We start from the raw sequence: 16,248 nt of genomic DNA on the forward strand, positions 1-16,248 counted from the left end.
GAAGGCCTGCTGCGCGGTATTTACCGCTATCGCGCTTCCACCGAGAAACGCGCCCACACCGCGCAGCTGCTGGCCTCCGGAGTGGCGATGCCGTCGGCGCTGAAGGCGGCGGAGATGCTGGCCGCGGAGTGGGACGTCGCCGCCGACGTGTGGTCGGTAACCAGCTGGGGCGAATTGAACCGCGACGGCGTGGCCGTCGAGCAGGCGCGGCTGCGCCACCCCGACCGACAGGCCGGGGTTCCGTACGTCACCCAGGCGCTCGCCGAGGCCGGCGGCCCGGTGATCGCGGTATCCGACTGGATGCGCGCCGTCCCCGAGCAGATCCGGCCCTGGGTGCCCGGCACCTTCGTCACCCTGGGTACCGACGGTTTCGGCTTCTCCGACACCCGGCCCGCCGCGCGGCGGTTCTTCAACACCGACGCCGAGTCGCAGGTGGTGGCGGTGCTCGAGGCGCTGGCGCGCGAAGGGCAGATCGACCCGTCGGTCCCGGTCGCGGCGGCCCGCCAGTACCGGATCGACGACGTGCAGGCCGCCCCCGAGCAGACCTCCGACCCTGGCGTGGCCTGACGCCGCCTGACCCGCCTGCTTGCGCCTGCTCTACCAAGCGTGCGGCCAGCCGCACGATCGGCAGGCGGCCCCCAAAGCCCCCGGCGCGGCGTTGGCAATAACTTCCAGAAATCTGGCGTAGCTTTTAGGGGTGAACGACAACCCCTTCGCTGGCCCCTTCGCAAAACACCCCAGGTCGCCGCTGGAGATGCTGGACACGGTGCCCGAGTCGTTGCTGCGGCGGTTGAAGCAGTATTCGGGGCGGCTGGCGACCGAGGCCGTGTCGGCGATGCAGGATCGATTGCCGTTCTTCGCCGACCTGGAAGCCTCACAGCGGGCGAGCGTGGCGTTGGTGGTGCAGACGGCCATCAACAACTTCGTGGAGTGGATGCGGGACCCGCACAGCAACGTCAACTACACGGCGCAGGCGTTCGAACTGGTGCCCCAGGAGCTAACCCGTCGGATCGCGCTGCGCCACAGCGTGGACATGGTGCGGGTCACCATGGAGTTCTTCGAGGAGGTCGTGCCGCTCCTCGCTCGCTCCGACGAACAGCTGACGGCGCTGACGGTAGGGGTCCTGAAATACAGCCGTGACATGGCCTTTGCCAACGCCTCGGCCTACGCCGACGCGGCGGAAGCCCGCGGCACCTGGGACAGCCGGATGGAAGCCAGCGTGGTCGACGCCGTGGTCCGGGGAGACACCGGCCCGGAACTGCTCTCCCGGGCGGCCGCGCTCAACTGGGACACCACCGCACCGGCGACCGTCGTGGTCGGAACCCCGGCAGCCGCCCACGGCCCAAACGGGCTGGATGGCAGCCAACGGGCCAGCCAGGAACTCCGCGATATCGCCGCCCGTCACGAGCGCGCGGCGCTCACTGACGTGCACGGCACCTGGCTGGTGGCGATAGTGTCCGGGCACTTGTCACCGACCGATAAATTCCTCGGCGATCTGCTCAATGCGTTCTCCGACGGCCCCGTGGTCATCGGGCCCACGGCTCCGATGCTGACCGCGGCCTTCCATAGCGCCAGCGAGGCGATCTCGGGGATGAACGCCGTCGCCGGCTGGCGCGGCGCGCCCCGGCCCGTGCTGGCGCGAGAACTGCTGCCCGAGCGGGCCCTGATGGGCGACGCATCCGCCATCGTGGCCTTGCACACCGACGTGATGGCGCCGCTGGCCGACGCCGGACCGACCCTGATCGAGACGCTCGATGCGTACCTGGATTGTGGCGGCGCGATTGAAGCTTGTGCCAGAAAGTTGTTCGTTCATCCAAATACGGTTCGCTACCGGCTCAAGCGAATCACCGACTTCACCGGGCGCGATCCCACCCAGCCGCGCGACGCTTATGTGCTGCGAGTGGCGTCCACGGTCGGCCAGCTCAACTACCCCCGGCAGCCCACCAGCGCCGGCAACAACGCCGTGCCCCCGCTTCCGCTGCCGGTCACGGCCCGTATCGGCGCAGCGTCGGCACGATAGTGATTTAAGCAACAGATCGCGGGCCGATATCAAACATGTAGCATAACGAGCGGTTTTGTAAGGTGTATACAAAAACCTAAGACGAGGTTCATAATCTGTTACACCCGCCAAAACCGTTTCCACAGTGTTCTCTTAGACACGTGATTGCATTGCTTGCGCCCGGACAAGGGTCACAGACCGAGGGGATGCTGTCCCCGTGGCTGGAGCTGCCCGGCGCGCGGGACCAGCTGACGCTGTGGTCCAAGGCCAGCGGCCTGGACCTCGTGCGCCTGGGCACCACCGGGTCCACCGAGGAGATCACCGACACCGCCGTCACCCAGCCGCTGGTCGTCGCAACGACGCTGCTCGCTCACCAGGAAATGACCAGGCGCGGCCTGCTCGCCGAAGAGGACCTCCACGAGGAACTCATTGTGGCGGGCCACTCGGTCGGTGAAATCGCGGCCTACGCCATCGCCGGCGTGCTGGGCGCCGACGACGCCGTCGCGCTGGCCGCCACCCGCGGTGCCGAAATGGCCAAGGCCTGCGCGATCGAGCCGACCGGGATGTCCGCGGTGCTCGGCGGCGACGAGGCCGAGGTGCTGAGCCGCCTCGAGCAGCTCGGGTTGTTCCCGGCGAACCGCAACGCTCCGGGCCAGATCGTCGCTGCGGGCCCGCTCGCCGCGTTGGAGAAGCTCGCCGAGGACCCGCCGGCCAAGGCGCGAGTGCGCGCTCTGGGCGTGGCCGGAGCATTCCACACCAAGTACATGGCCCCGGCGCTGGATGGCTACGCCGCAGCGGCGGCAGCGGTCGTGACTTCCGAGCCCACCGCAACGCTGCTGTCCAACCGCGACGGGAAGCCCGTCACCTCGGCGGCCGCGGCGATGGAGGCCCTGGTCGCCCAGCTGACCCAGCCGGTCCGCTGGGACCTGTGCACCCAAACGCTGCGTGAGCACCCCGACTATCAAGTCACGGCGATCGTGGAGTTCCCCCCGGCGGGCACGCTCACCGGCATCGCCAAACGAGAACTTCGGGGGGTTACGGCTCGAGCCGTCAAGTCACCCGCAGACCTGGACGGGTTGGCAGACCTCTAAGACCAGCTCGGCCAGTTGTTAGGCACGTACAACAAAAAAGCATCTCAGTTCATTTGCACAACACATTACGAAGGGAATAGGCAGTGGCCGTCAGTCAGGAAGAAATCATCGCCGGTATCGCCGAGATCATCGAAGAGGTGACCGGTATCGAGCCGTCCGAGGTCACCCCGGAGAAGTCGTTCGTCGACGACCTGGACATCGACTCGCTGTCGATGGTCGAGATCGCGGTGCAGACCGAGGACAAGTACGGCGTCAAGATCCCCGACGAGGACCTCGCCGGTCTGCGCACCGTCGGTGACGTCGTCGCCTACATCCAAAAGCTCGAGGAAGAGAACCCCGAGGCCGCCGAGGCTCTGCGCGCCAAGCTCGAGTCGGAGAACCCCGAGGCCGTCGCCAACGTCAAGGCGAGGATGGAAGCGGACAGCAAGTGACCAAGCCTTCCACTGCCAAGGGCGGTTACCGCGGCGCTCCTTTCAAGGACGTCGTGGTGACCGCCGTCACGGCGACGACATCGATCGCGCCGGACATCGAGAGCACGTGGAAGGGTTTGTTGGCCGGCGAAAGCGGCATTCACGTGCTCGAAGACGAGTTCGTCACCAAGTGGGACCTGCCCGTCAAGATCGGTGGACATCTCAAGGAGCCAGTCGACAGCCACATGGGCAGGTTGGACATGCGGCGCATGTCGTATGTCCAGCGAATGGGCAAGTTGCTCAGCGGCCACTTGTGGGAGACGGCGGGCAGCCCGGACGTCGATCCCGACCGCTTCTCGGTCGTGGTCGGCACCGGTCTGGGTGGCGCCGAGAGGATCGTCGAGAGCTATGACCTGATGAACGACGGCGGCCCCCGCAAGGTGTCGCCACTCGCCGTTCAGATGATCATGCCCAACGGCGCCGCCGCGACCATCGGGCTGCAGCTCGGCGCCCGCGCCGGGGTGATGACCCCGGTGTCGGCCTGTTCGTCGGGCTCGGAAGCAATCGCGCACGCGTGGCGTCAAATAGTCATGGGCGACGCTGATGTCGCCGTGTGCGGCGGCGTCGAGGGCCCGATCGAGGCGCTGCCGATCGCGGCGTTTTCGATGATGCGGGCCATGTCGACCCGCAACGACGAGCCGGAGCGTGCCTCGCGTCCGTTCGACAAGGACCGCGACGGCTTCGTGTTCGGCGAGGCCGGGGCGCTCATGCTCATCGAAACCGAGGAGCATGCGAAGGCCCGCGGTGCCAAGCCGCTGGCGCGGCTGCTGGGTGCCGGCATCACCTCGGACGCCTTCCACATGGTGGCGCCCGCGGCGGACGGCGTGCGCGCCGGCAGGGCGATGACGCGATCGCTGGAGCTGGCGGGGTTGTCCCCCAAGGACATCGACCACGTCAATGCGCACGGGACGGCGACCCCGATCGGGGACACCGCGGAGGCCAACGCCATCCGCGTCGCCGGTTGCGAGCGTGCGGCGGTCTACGCACCGAAGTCGGCGCTGGGCCACTCCATCGGCGCGGTCGGCGCGCTCGAATCCGTTTTGACGGTGCTTACCCTTCGGGATGGTGTGATACCGCCAACGCTCAATTACGAGACCCCCGATCCCGAAATCGACCTTGATGTCGTGGCCGGCGAACCTCGCTACGGCGAATACCGTTATGCCATCAACAACTCGTTCGGGTTCGGCGGCCACAACGTGGCGCTCGCCTTCGGGCGCTACTAAGCACGACGTCCGGCGACGCGGCGCCGCAAGCGACCGAAGAGAAGCCGGACAAACACGGAAGGAACGTTCGCAACACCAATGACCGAGCTGGTTACGGGGAAGGCCTTTCCCAATGTGGTCGTCACCGGCGTTGCCATGACCACCGCTCTGGCGACCGACGCGGAAAAGACGTGGAACCTATTGCTGGATGGCCAAAGCGGTATCCGGACGCTCGATGACCCGTTCGTGACGGAGTTCGACCTGCCGGTCCGCATTGGGGGGCACCTGCTGGAGGAATTCGACCACCAGCTGACGCGCGTCGAGCTGCGCCGGATGGGCTACCTGCAGAAGATGTCCACCGTGCTGAGCCGGCGGCTGTGGGAGAACGCCGGCTCGCCCGAGATGGACACCAACCGATTGACGGTGTCCATCGGCACCGGCCTGGGCTCTGCCGAGGAAATGGTTTTCAGCTACGACGACATGCGCGCTCGCGGCATGAGGGCCGTTTCTCCGTTGGCCGTACAGAAGTACATGCCCAACGGTGCGGCCGCGGCCGTCGGCCTGGAGCGCCACGCGAAGGCAGGAGTGATGACGCCCGTGTCGGCGTGCGCGTCCGGTTCCGAGGCCGTCGCACGCGCCTGGCAGCAGGTGGTGCTCGGTGAGGCCGACGCCGCCATCTGCGGGGGCGTCGAAACCCGGATCGAGGCGGTGCCCATCGCTGGGTTCGCCCAGATGCGAATCGTCATGTCCACCAACAACGACGACCCCGCCGGTGCTTGTCGCCCCTTCGACAAGGACCGCGACGGCTTCGTGTTCGGCGAGGCGGGGGCGTTGTTGCTGATCGAGACCGAGGAGCACGCGAAGGCTCGCGGCGCGAACATCCTGGCCCGCATCATGGGCGCCAGCATCACCTCGGATGGCTTCCACATGGTGGCGCCGGACCCCAACGGGGAACGAGCCGGGCATGCCATGACCCGGGCGATCCAGTTGGCCGGCCTGACCCCCGGCGACATCGACCACGTCAACGCGCACGCCACCGGCACCCAGGTCGGTGACCTCGCGGAAGGCAAGGCCATCAACAATGCGCTGGGCAGCAATAAGCCGGCGGTGTACGCGCCAAAGTCAGCCCTCGGCCACTCGGTGGGTGCGGTCGGTGCTGTGGAATCGATCCTGACGGTGCTCGCGTTGCGGGATCAGGTGGTGCCCCCGACACTGAATCTCGTCAACCTCGATCCGGAAATCGATCTGGACGTGGTGGCGGGCAAGCCGCGACCGGGTGATTACCGGTTTGCGATCAACAACTCGTTCGGATTCGGCGGCCACAACGTTGCGACCGTCTTCGGGCGGTACTGAGCCCTTACCGAGCCCTATTGAGCCCCTACTGAGCCCCTACTGAGCCCCTACTCAGTCGAGCATTACCCGGAAACAGGAGACTTGCGATGACGATCTTGGCCCCCGAGGCGGTTGGCGAATCGCTCGACCCCCGTGATCCGCTGCTGCGCCTGAGCAACTTCTTCGACGACGGCAGCGTGGAGCTCCTGCACGAGCGTGACCGCTCGGGCGTGCTCTCCGCCGCGGGCACCGTGAGCGGCGTGCGCACCATCGCCTTCTGCACGGACGGGACAGTCATGGGCGGCGCCATGGGCATCGAGGGCTGCACCCATATCGTCAACGCCTACGACACCGCCATCGAGGAGCAGAGCCCGATCGTGGGCATCTGGCACTCGGGCGGCGCCCGACTCGCCGAGGGCGTGCGCGCGCTGCACGCCGTGGGCCTGGTGTTCGAGGCCATGATCCGCGCGTCGGGCTATGTCCCGCAGATTTCGGTGGTCGTCGGTTTCGCCGCCGGCGGCGCCGCCTACGGGCCGGCGTTGACCGATGTGGTCGTGATGGCGCCGGAGAGCCGGGTGTTCGTCACCGGACCGGACGTGGTGCGCAGTGTCACCGGCGAGGACGTTGACATGGCCTCCCTCGGTGGTCCGGAAACGCACCACAAGAAGTCTGGGGTGTGCCACATCGTCGCCGATGACGAGCTCGACGCCTACGAGCGAGGGCGCCGGTTGGTCGGATTGTTCTGCCAGCAAGGGCATTTCGACCGCACCAGGGCCGAGGCCGGAGAGACCGATATCCACGCACTGCTCCCGGAATCCCCTAGGCGCGCCTACGACGTGCACCCGATCGTGACCGCGATTCTCGATGCCGACACCCCGTTCGACGAGTTCCAGGCCAACTGGGCGCCGTCGATGGTGGTCGGGCTGGGCCGGCTGTCCGGCCGCACCGTCGGCGTGCTGGCCAACAACCCGCTGCGCCTGGGCGGCTGCCTGAACTCCGAAAGTGCCGAGAAGGCAGCGCGTTTCGTGCGGCTCTGCGATGCATTCGGTATTCCGCTGGTTGTAGTGGTCGACGTCCCGGGCTATCTGCCGGGTGTCGACCAGGAGTGGGGCGGCGTGGTGCGCCGCGGTGCGAAGCTGCTGCACGCTTTCGGCGAGGCCACGGTTCCGCGCGTCACCCTGGTGACCCGAAAGACGTACGGCGGGGCCTATATTGCGATGAACTCCCGCTCGCTCAACGCGACCAAGGTGTTCGCCTGGCCCGACGCGGAGGTTGCCGTGATGGGCGCGAAGGCCGCCGTCGGCATCCTGCACAAGAAGAAGCTGGCCGCCGCGCCCGAGCATGAGCGTGAGGCGCTGCACGACCAGCTGGCCGCCGAGCACGAGCGGATTGCCGGTGGCGTCGACAGCGCCATCGAGATCGGCGTGGTCGACGAGAAGATCGACCCCGCCCACACCCGCAGCAAGCTCACCGAGGCGCTGGCGCAAGCTCCCGCCCGACGCGGCCGCCACAAGAACATCCCGCTGTAGTCACCTTTTCCCGCGAGCAGACGCAGAATCGCACGAGTGTGCGCTGCCCAGTGCGATTCTGCGTCTGCTCGCCCGTCTATCCCCAGGGGTGACTCGCCAATACGGCGTGCTCCTCGCATGCTCTGGCGGTGCATGCTGGCGCGCTCGCAGTCCTACAGCAGGCTGGTGGGTTCGCCACTACCGCGCAGTTGCTAATGGTAATGACCCGGCAGCAGCTCGATGTCCAAGTTCGAAACGGTGGCCTCAAACGCGTCTGGTACGGGGTTTACGCCGCTGAGGAGCCAGGTCTTTCAGGTCGCCTGACCGCGTTGGACATCTTTATGGGGCAGCATGCCGTTGTGTGCATGAGCACAGCCGCCGCCCTGTACGGCTTCGACACGGAAAACGCGACCGCAATCCACATACTCGATCCTGGCGTACGAGTGCGGCCCACAGTCGGCCTGATGGTTCACCAACGTACTGGCGCCCCATTGCAACGGATAGCAGGGCGTCTCGCGACCAGACCTGCCTGGACGGCTGTCGAAGTCGCGAGGCAGTTGCGACGTCCTCGGGCAATCGCAACGCTTGACGCCGCATTGCGTTCGACGCGTTGCAGCCGTGTAGAACTCGAGCGTACGGTCGCCAAGCAGCGGGGCCGCCGAGGCATCGTGGCGGTACGCAACCTCCTCCCCTTCGCCGACGGACGCGCCGAATCGGCCATGGAAAGTGAAGCACGGCTGGTCATGATCGACCATGAGATACCGGTACCGGAACTTCAATATCCGATCCATGGCCGCGATGGCGAGCTTTGGCGCGTTGACTTCGCTTGGCCCGGTGCACGTTTGGCGGCCGAGTACGAAAGCATCGAGTGGCATGCCGGACGTGCAGAAATGCTTCGAGACAAAATGAGGTGGGGCAAGATTCAGGAGCTCGGGTGGACGATCATTCCTATCGTTGTCGACGACGTCCGGCGCCAACCGGGTCATTTGGCCAACCGCATCGCCAGCCACTTGGATCGCCCGCGCATGGCCAGCTAACCCGGCGAGCAGACGCAGAATCGCACGCGCACGGCGCGCGCAGTGCGATTCTGCGTCTGCTCGTCACAGGTCAGGCGCTGCTTGACCAACGCTGGGCCCTCCCCTAGGGCTTTGTCGCGGTGACGGCGTGGGTGCGCGGCGGCCTTGCGGATGATGCCGTTGTAGGTGCTGAACAGGTCGTTGAGCCGCGCCTGAACCGGATGGCGTGAGCCGGGCTCCTCTCCCACCGGGGCAAGGGAACTCAGCGCGACCCTGGCATCGGCCTCCCGCTGCAGTCGGCGCACGATGACGGCCAGGTTCTCGTCGAACCGCTCCGGTGTCGGTTCGTCGCGGAGGCGCTTGATGACGCGAACGAAACGCCGGAAATTGGGAAAGACGCTGGCCATGATGTCGTTGCTCCCGATCAGCACGATGACCCGGTCCGGCCGTTGTGCGATCACCCGGTCGAGGCGCCGGACGGCATTGGCCGACAGATCCCCGCCGACGCCCAAGTTGACGAAGCGAAATCGGCTGTTGTGGGGCCGCCTTTCCAGCTCGTCGATCCATTTGTAGGTTCCCCTCGACGCGGTGGTGCTCGACCCGAGGCAGGCCACCGTTTCCAAATGCGGCGAACCGGTCATGACGCGCGGCCGAGCACCCGACACAACGCCCGGGCGAGGTCGTCTCCGGGCGAGCGCGGCAGCTCGTCGGCGCGCCAGGCGACGAAGTCGTCGGGGCGCACCAACAGCGCCCCGTCGGGCGCGAGTCCCGTGGCGGCGGCCCACGAGCCGTCGGCGTCGAGCGCGGTTCCGATGCGCCGCACGCTGATTGGGACGTCGGCGGCCTTCGACGCGCGGGCCGCGGCGTCCGACCATGCGGCGTCGTCGTCGCCGGTGAACAGCGTGAAGCCAGGCCCGAGCAGATCGAGGGTGGAGACCCGCTTCCCGCCGTCGACGACCCAGGCGTGCGGGACGCGGGTGCCGGGCTGGCCCCGCAATTCATCCACCAGCGACACGGCGTCGGGATCCGGCGGAACGGGATCGTCGGAAATCACTGCCGCCGAGCGATATTGGTAGCCGATCAGCAGAGCGAACATCGGCGCCTCTTCGTCTGGCGGCAGAAGCGGCCGGTTGTCGTCCAACCGCAGGAAGGCCAGCGACGGCCCGGTGAGCGACTGGCGCGCGTTGAAGCGCCCGACCGGGTGCCGCTCGGCATGGTAGGTGGCCAACAAGCCCGGGCCAGCGGTCCCGTTCAAGACGGCGGCCAGCTTCCAGGCCAGGTTGTGCGCGCTCTGGATGGCGGTGTTGGCTCCGCCCGCCTTGAACGGCGGCATGGTGTGAGCCGAATCGCCTACGAGAAAGACTCGGCCGCAGCGGAATTCGTTGGCCACCCGCTCGTAGGGCTGCCACGTCGCCACGTCGATGACCTCCAGGTCCATCGGCTCGCCGATCGCTTTCGTCAGCATCTCCCGGCACCGCTGCGCGGTGAACTGTTCGGCGGTTTCCCCGCGGGCAGGAAAGTACGTGGTGATGAACATGCCCAAGTCGTCGCGCACCAGCAGAAAAATGCCGTCCACGTCCGGGTTGCTGACCTGGATGCCGTCGCCGTCTCCTAGGCCAAGAGCGAATTTTCGCCACGGCGCCCGGAAGTAGACGAAGACGACATAGATGGGCAGCGCCCCGTAGCCCGAGGTGGTCAGGCCCAGCGCGTCGCGGATCGGGCTGTGCACGCCGTCGGCGGCGACGAGATAGTCGGCGCGTACCGCCTCGGTCACACCCGACTCGCGATCGCGCAGCACCGCGGTGACACCGCTCTCGTCCTGTTCGAACGAGTCCAACTCCGTGTTGTAGCGCGCCTCGCTCCCGCGCCGGCGGATGTGGGTGAGCAGGATCGGTTCGAAGGCACTCTGCGGGCAGTACTGGCCGCCGGGCTCCGGGCTCAAAACCTCGAACGGCGCGAAGATCGCGTTGACGTCGAGCGCCTGACGCTGTTCGGCGCTGTTGAGCGTCGGCTTGCTCAGCATGTCGGAAACGCCGTGGGCGATCGCGTGGACCTCGTCGGCCAATCCAAGGCCGCGCAGGATCTCCAGGCTGCGGAAGCTCAGGTTGCGCGCCTTCGGGTAGATGAACACCTCTCCGCGCTTTTCGACCACCAGCGAGCGAACACCGTGCTTGGCGAGCAGCGCGGAGGTGGCCAGGCCGGCGGCGCCCGCGCCGACGATCAACACCGGGACATGCTTGAGGTTCATCGCCGTCTCCCATCCAGACGGAACTGATTAGTTCCGTCCTATCTCCAATGTGGCACGGTGCGGCCGAACGCGCAACAACTACGGCGCCGCTCCCCCGGCCATCGGCAAGATCACGTCTTCGAGCATGCGCCGGACATACACCCGGTCGATCGGCCGGCCGGTGATCACCCGCAGCACGTTGAGGCCCAGCGCCACGTCGGGGATCAGGCTCAGGTCCCGGCCGTCCGGAATCTCCCCGCGAGCCACCGCATGGTCGAGCACCGCGCGGACCACCTGCCGCGGGGTGGACAGCACCAGCTCGTCCAGGGCGGCCGCCAGGACGGGATTGTGCATGGCCGCCGTCGCCACCCCGACAACCACGCGAATCATATGCGTGTCAGCGTGATTCAGGTCGGGAGCGGCCGCAACCAGCGCGTCTATGTCACCGCGAAGGCTGCCGGTGTTGGGCGCTTCGATGGGTCCCAGTCGCCGCCTCCAATGCGCGATCGCGTCGGCGACCACCACCTCCTTCGACGGCCAGCGACGATAGATCGCCGCCTTCCCGACGCCGGCGCGCGACGCGACGTCGTCCATGCTCAACCGGTCATAGCCGACCTCGGCGACGCCCGCCAGGGTCGCGTCGAGGATGGCCGCGTCCAACGATCGATCAAGGCGTCCCGGGCTTCGGGTCCGGCTCGACGCGCCGCTCTCGGGCTTCATAGCGTTCCTAACGATACTGACTAGTTCCGTCTAATGGTATCCGCAAACGAAGCGCGCCACGAACTCCTCGGCCACCGCGACCACCCGCTCGCGGTCGCGCGCAACCAGGCCGATCCGGGTCCGCCGATCCAGGATGTCGTCTGCGTCAAGCGCGCACTCGTGGGTGATCGCGTACTCGAACTCCGCCCGAGTCACGTCGATCCCCTCGGCGACGGGCTCGGACGGGCGCTCGCACGTCGCGCTGGCGACGACGTTGGGGGCCTCGGCGCCGTACCGCGCCATCAGCGACGCCGGCAACCCGGCGCCCGGCCGACCGCCCCGCGCTCCGATCAGCGGAAGCTCGCGGGTCCGGCACCGAGCCGCCCGCAACCCGCCCCGACCGACGGCGAAATTCAGGACATCCTCTGCCATGTAACGGTATTCGGTCAGCTTGCCGCCGATCACGCTGATGACGCCCGACGGCGCTTCGACGACGGCATGCTCGCGCGACACGTCGGCGGTGCGGCCCTCGCCGGTGTCGATGAGCGGCCGCAGGCCGGCATACGCGCCGACCACGTCAGCCACGCCAACCCGGGTCGCCAACGCCGTGTTCACGGTATCCAGCAGGAACGCGATCTCGTCCGCGGACGGCTCCGGGACATCCGGTATCGGGCCGGGCGCGGCCTCGTCGGTCAGCCCCACGTACACCCGGCCCAGCTGCTCGGGCATGGCGAACACGAAGCGGTTGAGTTCGCCGGGAATCGGAATGGTCAGCGCGGCAAGGGGATTGCCGAATGCCGCCGCGTCGAAGACGAGATGTGTGCCCCGGCTCGGCCGCAGCCGCAACGACGAATCGATCTCGCCCGCCCACACCCCGGCCGCGTTGATGACCGCGCGCGCCGACACGTCGAACGACTGCGCCGTGCGCCGGTCGGTCAACCGCACCGACGTGCCGCTGGCGCGTGACGCCGCGACGTAGGTGAGGATCCGCGCCCCGTGCTGCGCGGCGGTGCACGCGACGGCGACCACCAGCCGGGCGTCGTCGATCAACTGCCCGTCGTAGGCCAAGAACCCGCCGTCCAGCCCGTCGCGAAGAACCGCGGGCGCCAGCTCCGCGACGCGCCCCGCCGACACGCGCCGCGACCGCGGCAGCGTCGACGACGGCGTCCCCGCCAGTGCCCGCAGCGCGTCGCCGGCCACGAACCCCGCGCGCACCAGCGCCCGCTTGCCGCGGCTCAGTGACGGCAACAACGGGACCAGCTGCGGCATGGCGCGCACCAGGTGAGGGGCGTTGCGCGACATCAGGATTCCGCGCTCGATCGCGCTGCGCCGGGCGATGCCGACGTTGCCGGTCGCCAGGTAGCGCAGGCCGCCGTGCACGAGCTTGGAGCTCCACCGGCTGGTGCCGAAGGCCAGGTCGTGCTTTTCCACCAACGCAACCCGCAGCCCGCGCGACGCGGCGTCCAAGGCAATCCCCGCGCCGGTGATGCCGCCGCCGATCACGACCACGTCCAACGGCGCGCCGTCGGCCAGCGCGTTCAGGTCTGCCGCGCGGCGCGCGGCGTTCAGGGCCGTCACGCCAGGTATCCGTTCAGGGAGTAGGCCAGTTCGGTGGCCAGCGCCTCGGCATCTAGCAGCGGCCGCACGATGCGTTCGGACTGGATGGTGGACTGGGTGATCAGCAGAACCATGGTGGCCATCTGCAGCGGGTCGCCGGGGCGGACGCTGCCGTGGCGCTGTGCGGCGCGCAGCCGCTCAGCCAGTGCGTCGATCAACATGTGCTGGCTGGTCCCGAGGCGCTCGGTGATATAGATCGGCGCGAGCGCGGAGTGCAGCACCGACATCACCAGCTCGTCGCGGCGCAGCAACCCGGCCACCGTAACGATCTGTCGCACAAGCGATTCCCGGTCATCTCCGAGCAAGGGCGCGTCCCGCATCACGTCCGTGATGTGCCGGGTGAGCAGCGCGGCCACGATCGACTTGGTGTCGGGCCAGCGGCGGTAGACGGTCGGGCGGCTCACCCCCGCGCGCCGGGCGATCTCGGCCAGGGTCACCCGGTCGACGCCGAAGTCGACCACGCAGCTCGCCGCCGCCGCAAGGATCCGGTCCCCCACGTCCGAACCAACATTACTGATTGACAGCATGTGTAATACTGTAACGCATGACTGACGCCGAGGAACTCCTGCCGCCCATGAAGTGGAACGCGTGGGGAGACCCCGCCGCCGCCAAGCCCCTCTCTGAGGGGATCCGGGCGCTGGTGAAACAGGCTGTCGGCGTGCGGGATTCGCCCGAGGCGGAACTGACGGCCGACGACGTCCAGCTGCGCCCGTCGGCGTTGTCAGGGGCCGACCGCGACGCGCTGACAAGAATCGTTGGCGCCGAATACTGCCGCACCGCCGACCACGACCGCGTGCTGCACGCCGGCGGCAAGTCCACGCTCGACCTGCTGCGCCGCAAGCACCGCGTCCAGGACGCACCCGACGCGATCCTGCTGCCCGCCGACGACGAGGCGGTCGCCGCGGTCCTGCGCTACTGCTCCGAGCACCGCATCGCCGTCGTCCCGTTCGGTGGCGGCACCAGCGTGGTCGGCGGGCTCGACCCGATTCGCGGCGAGTTCGACGCGGTGGTCTCGCTCGACCTGCGCCGCCTCGACCAACTCGTCGAGCTGGACGAGGTGTCCGGCCAGGCCGTCCTGGGCGCCGGGGTCACCGGCCCGGCGGCCGAACGCCTGCTGGGTGAGCGCGGGTTCTCGCTCGGGCATTTCCCCCAGAGCTTCGAATACGCCACCATCGGCGGCTTCGCCGCGACCCGCTCGTCGGGCCAGGACTCGGCCGGTTACGGGCGGTTCAACGACATGGTGCGCGGGCTCCGCGTGGTTACCCCGGTCGGCGCCCTGGACCTGGGACGGGCACCGGAATCGGCCGCGGGCCCCGACCTGCGCCAGCTGATGCTCGGCTCGGAGGGCACCTTCGGCGTCATCACCCAGGTGCGGCTGCGGGTGCACCGGATCCCGGAGGCCGTGCGCTATGAGGCGTGGTCTTTCCCGGATTTCGACACCGGGGCCGCGGCCCTGCGCGCGGTCACCCAGAATGGCGCGGGGCCCACCGTGATTCGCCTCTCCGACGAGGCCGAGACCGGTGTCAACCTGGCGACCACCGAGTCGATCGGCGAGAACAAGATCACCGGCGGCTGCCTGGCCGTCACCGTGTTCGAGGGCACCAAGGAGCACGTCGAAAGCCGGCACGCCGAGACCAGTGCCCTGCTCGCCGCGCACGGCGGCACCTCGCTGGGCGACGGGCCGGCGCAGGCCTGGGAGCGCGGGCGGTTCGCCGCGCCGTACCTGCGCGACTCGCTGCTGTCGGCGGGCGCGCTGTGCGAGACGCTCGAGACGGCCACCACGTGGTCCAATGTGCTGAAGCTGAAAACCGCTGTCACCCAAGCGCTTACTGACGCGCTCGGCGAGACGGGCACGCCGGCGCTGGTGATGTGCCACATCTCGCACGTCTACCCCACCGGCGCGTCGCTGTACTTCACGGTTGTCGCCGGGCAGCGCGGGAATCCGATTGAGCAGTGGCGGGCCGCCAAGAAGGCCGCGTCGGACGCGATCATGGCGACCGGCGGCACCATCACCCACCACCATGCGGTCGGCGCCGACCACCGGGCCTGGATGCGTGACGAGGTCGGCGAGCTGGGCGTGCAGGTGCTGCGCGCGGTCAAGGCGACGCTGGATCCGGCCGGAATCCTCAACCCGGGCAAGCTGATTCCGTGACCCCGCGCGAGATCGCCAAGGTGACTGCGCTGACCAACCCCGCGTCCGGGCACGGCGCGGCGATACGCGTGGCGCAGGTCGCGATCGCCCGGTTGCACGAGCGGGGCGTGCAGGTCACGGAAATCATCGGCGACGACGCCGAAGACGCGCGCCATCTGGTCGGGGCCGAGCTGGAGAGAGGGACCGACGCGGTCATGGTCACCGGCGGCGACGGCGTCGTTTCCAATGCGCTGCAAGTGCTGGCCGGCACCGACGTTCCGCTGGGCATCGTCCCGGCCGGCACGGGAAACGACCACGCCCGCGAATTTGGCATTCCGACAAAGGATCCCGCGGCCGCCGCCGACATCGTCGCCGACGGCTGGGCGAAAACCATCGACCTGGGCCGCATCCGCAGCGACGGGGTCGACAAGTGGTTCGGCACCGTGGCCGCGGCCGGTTTCGACTCGCTGGTGACCGATCGCGCCAACCGGATGACCTGGCCGCACGGGCGGCTGCGCTACTACCTCGCCATGCTCGCCGAGCTGTCGCAGCTGCGAATGCTGCCCTTCCGGTTGGTGCTCGACGGCACCCGCGAGATCGACGCCGACATCACGCTGGCCGCGTTCGGCAACACCCGCAGCTATGGCGGTGGCCTTCAGATCTGTCCCAACGCGGATCCCACCGACGGCCTGCTCGACCTCACCATGGCGCATTCGGCGTCGCGCACAAAGCTGATCCGCCTGTTTCCCACCGTGATGAAGGGCACCCACGTCGACCTCGACGAGGTGAGCACCGCGCGCGCCCAGTCGATCCACGTCGAATGCCCCGGCATCAACGTCTATGCCGACGGCGACTTCGCGTGCACACTGCCCGCAGAGATTTCCGCGGTGCCGCGCGCGCTGCACATTTTGCGTCCCGCCGCGTCCTAGCAAACCTGACGAAGCAGCAGACTCGGG

Annotated in this window: 14 protein-coding genes and 1 pseudogene; 10 read left to right on the top strand and 5 right to left on the bottom strand. The window is 68.2% G+C overall.

Going from position 1 to position 16,248, the window contains the following annotated elements:
• The 8 genes and pseudogenes from JO059_RS10055 to JO059_RS10090 all read left to right on the top strand — a co-directional run.
• Window positions 1-567: pseudogene (locus tag JO059_RS10055) on the top strand (pyruvate dehydrogenase (acetyl-transferring), homodimeric type); the annotation flags it as partial.
• 130 nt (window positions 568-697) lie between these two features.
• Entirely contained in the window at window positions 698-2,020 is a 1,323-nt protein-coding gene (locus JO059_RS10060) for a PucR family transcriptional regulator (protein ID WP_293316245.1), read from the top strand.
• 140 nt (window positions 2,021-2,160) lie between these two features.
• Window positions 2,161-3,090, top strand: coding sequence for an ACP S-malonyltransferase (locus tag JO059_RS10065; RefSeq protein ID WP_293316247.1), 930 nt, complete (start codon window positions 2,161-2,163; stop codon window positions 3,088-3,090).
• Between the two features lie 83 nt (window positions 3,091-3,173).
• Window positions 3,174-3,521 (top strand): meromycolate extension acyl carrier protein AcpM, encoded by a 348-nt coding sequence (gene acpM / locus JO059_RS10070; protein ID WP_293316249.1) that lies wholly within the window; start codon window positions 3,174-3,176, stop codon window positions 3,519-3,521.
• Window positions 3,518-4,783, top strand: coding sequence for a 3-oxoacyl-ACP synthase KasA (gene kasA, locus JO059_RS10075; protein WP_293316251.1), 1,266 nt, complete (start codon window positions 3,518-3,520; stop codon window positions 4,781-4,783). Before acpM ends, kasA begins: the two co-directional genes overlap by 4 nt.
• 78 nt (window positions 4,784-4,861) lie before the next feature.
• On the top strand, window positions 4,862-6,115 hold the full coding sequence (gene kasB, locus JO059_RS10080) for a 3-oxoacyl-ACP synthase KasB (RefSeq protein WP_293316253.1): 1,254 nt from the start codon (window positions 4,862-4,864) through the stop codon (window positions 6,113-6,115).
• Between the two features lie 86 nt (window positions 6,116-6,201).
• Window positions 6,202-7,623 carry an acyl-CoA carboxylase subunit beta gene (locus tag JO059_RS10085; RefSeq protein ID WP_293316255.1) on the top strand — a complete coding sequence of 474 codons (1,422 nt, stop codon included), beginning with the start codon at window positions 6,202-6,204 and terminating at the stop codon, window positions 7,621-7,623.
• A 128-nt stretch (window positions 7,624-7,751) separates the two neighbouring features.
• On the top strand, window positions 7,752-8,639 hold the full coding sequence (locus tag JO059_RS10090) for a hypothetical protein (RefSeq protein ID WP_293316257.1): 888 nt from the start codon (window positions 7,752-7,754) through the stop codon (window positions 8,637-8,639).
• Here the strand turns inward: JO059_RS10090 and JO059_RS10095 are convergent.
• From JO059_RS10095 to JO059_RS10115, 5 genes are all read right to left on the bottom strand, one after another.
• On the bottom strand, window positions 8,636-9,259 hold the full coding sequence (locus JO059_RS10095) for a GDSL-type esterase/lipase family protein (RefSeq protein WP_293316259.1): 624 nt from the start codon (window positions 9,257-9,259) through the stop codon (window positions 8,636-8,638). The two genes, JO059_RS10090 and JO059_RS10095, sit on opposite strands and share 4 nt — an antisense overlap.
• A complete protein-coding gene (locus JO059_RS10100; RefSeq protein WP_293316261.1) occupies window positions 9,256-10,866 on the bottom strand; it encodes an FAD-dependent monooxygenase in 1,611 nt (536 codons plus the stop codon). Before JO059_RS10100 ends, JO059_RS10095 begins: the two co-directional genes overlap by 4 nt.
• A gap of 78 nt (window positions 10,867-10,944) precedes the next feature.
• On the bottom strand, window positions 10,945-11,565 hold the full coding sequence (locus JO059_RS10105) for a TetR/AcrR family transcriptional regulator (RefSeq protein WP_293316263.1): 621 nt from the start codon (window positions 11,563-11,565) through the stop codon (window positions 10,945-10,947).
• Window positions 11,566-11,595: 30 nt separating this feature from the next.
• Entirely contained in the window at window positions 11,596-13,131 is a 1,536-nt protein-coding gene (locus JO059_RS10110) for a glycerol-3-phosphate dehydrogenase/oxidase (protein ID WP_293316295.1), read from the bottom strand.
• A complete protein-coding gene (locus tag JO059_RS10115; protein ID WP_293316265.1) occupies window positions 13,119-13,688 on the bottom strand; it encodes a TetR/AcrR family transcriptional regulator in 570 nt (189 codons plus the stop codon). The genes JO059_RS10110 and JO059_RS10115 overlap by 13 nt, the downstream gene beginning before the upstream one ends.
• A gap of 47 nt (window positions 13,689-13,735) precedes the next feature.
• Between JO059_RS10115 and JO059_RS10120 the strand changes: the two genes are divergently transcribed.
• Window positions 13,736-15,313 carry an FAD-binding oxidoreductase gene (locus tag JO059_RS10120; RefSeq protein WP_366516187.1) on the top strand — a complete coding sequence of 526 codons (1,578 nt, stop codon included), beginning with the start codon at window positions 13,736-13,738 and terminating at the stop codon, window positions 15,311-15,313.
• Window positions 15,310-16,221 carry a diacylglycerol kinase gene (locus JO059_RS10125; RefSeq protein WP_293316269.1) on the top strand — a complete coding sequence of 304 codons (912 nt, stop codon included), beginning with the start codon at window positions 15,310-15,312 and terminating at the stop codon, window positions 16,219-16,221. Before JO059_RS10120 ends, JO059_RS10125 begins: the two co-directional genes overlap by 4 nt.
• Window positions 16,222-16,248: the final 27 nt, after the last annotated feature.

It is taken from the genome of Mycobacterium sp. (assembly GCF_019247615.1).
In the GTDB taxonomy this organism is placed as follows: domain Bacteria; phylum Actinomycetota; class Actinomycetes; order Mycobacteriales; family Mycobacteriaceae; genus Mycobacterium.

Bases quoted from the DNA above. Each gene is read 5' to 3' on its own strand.
- kasB (WP_293316253.1), top strand. From the start codon at position 4,862: ATGACCGAGCTGGTTACGGGGAAGGCCTTTCCCAATGTGGTCGTCACC.
- JO059_RS10085 (WP_293316255.1), top strand. From the start codon at position 6,202: ATGACGATCTTGGCCCCCGAGGCGGTTGGCGAATCGCTCGACCCCCGT.
- JO059_RS10095 (WP_293316259.1), bottom strand. From the start codon at position 9,259: ATGACCGGTTCGCCGCATTTGGAAACGGTGGCCTGCCTCGGGTCGAGC.
- JO059_RS10100 (WP_293316261.1), bottom strand. From the start codon at position 10,866: ATGAACCTCAAGCATGTCCCGGTGTTGATCGTCGGCGCGGGCGCCGCC.
- JO059_RS10105 (WP_293316263.1), bottom strand. From the start codon at position 11,565: ATGAAGCCCGAGAGCGGCGCGTCGAGCCGGACCCGAAGCCCGGGACGC.
- JO059_RS10115 (WP_293316265.1), bottom strand. From the start codon at position 13,688: ATGCTGTCAATCAGTAATGTTGGTTCGGACGTGGGGGACCGGATCCTT.
- JO059_RS10120 (WP_366516187.1), top strand. From the start codon at position 13,736: ATGAAGTGGAACGCGTGGGGAGACCCCGCCGCCGCCAAGCCCCTCTCT.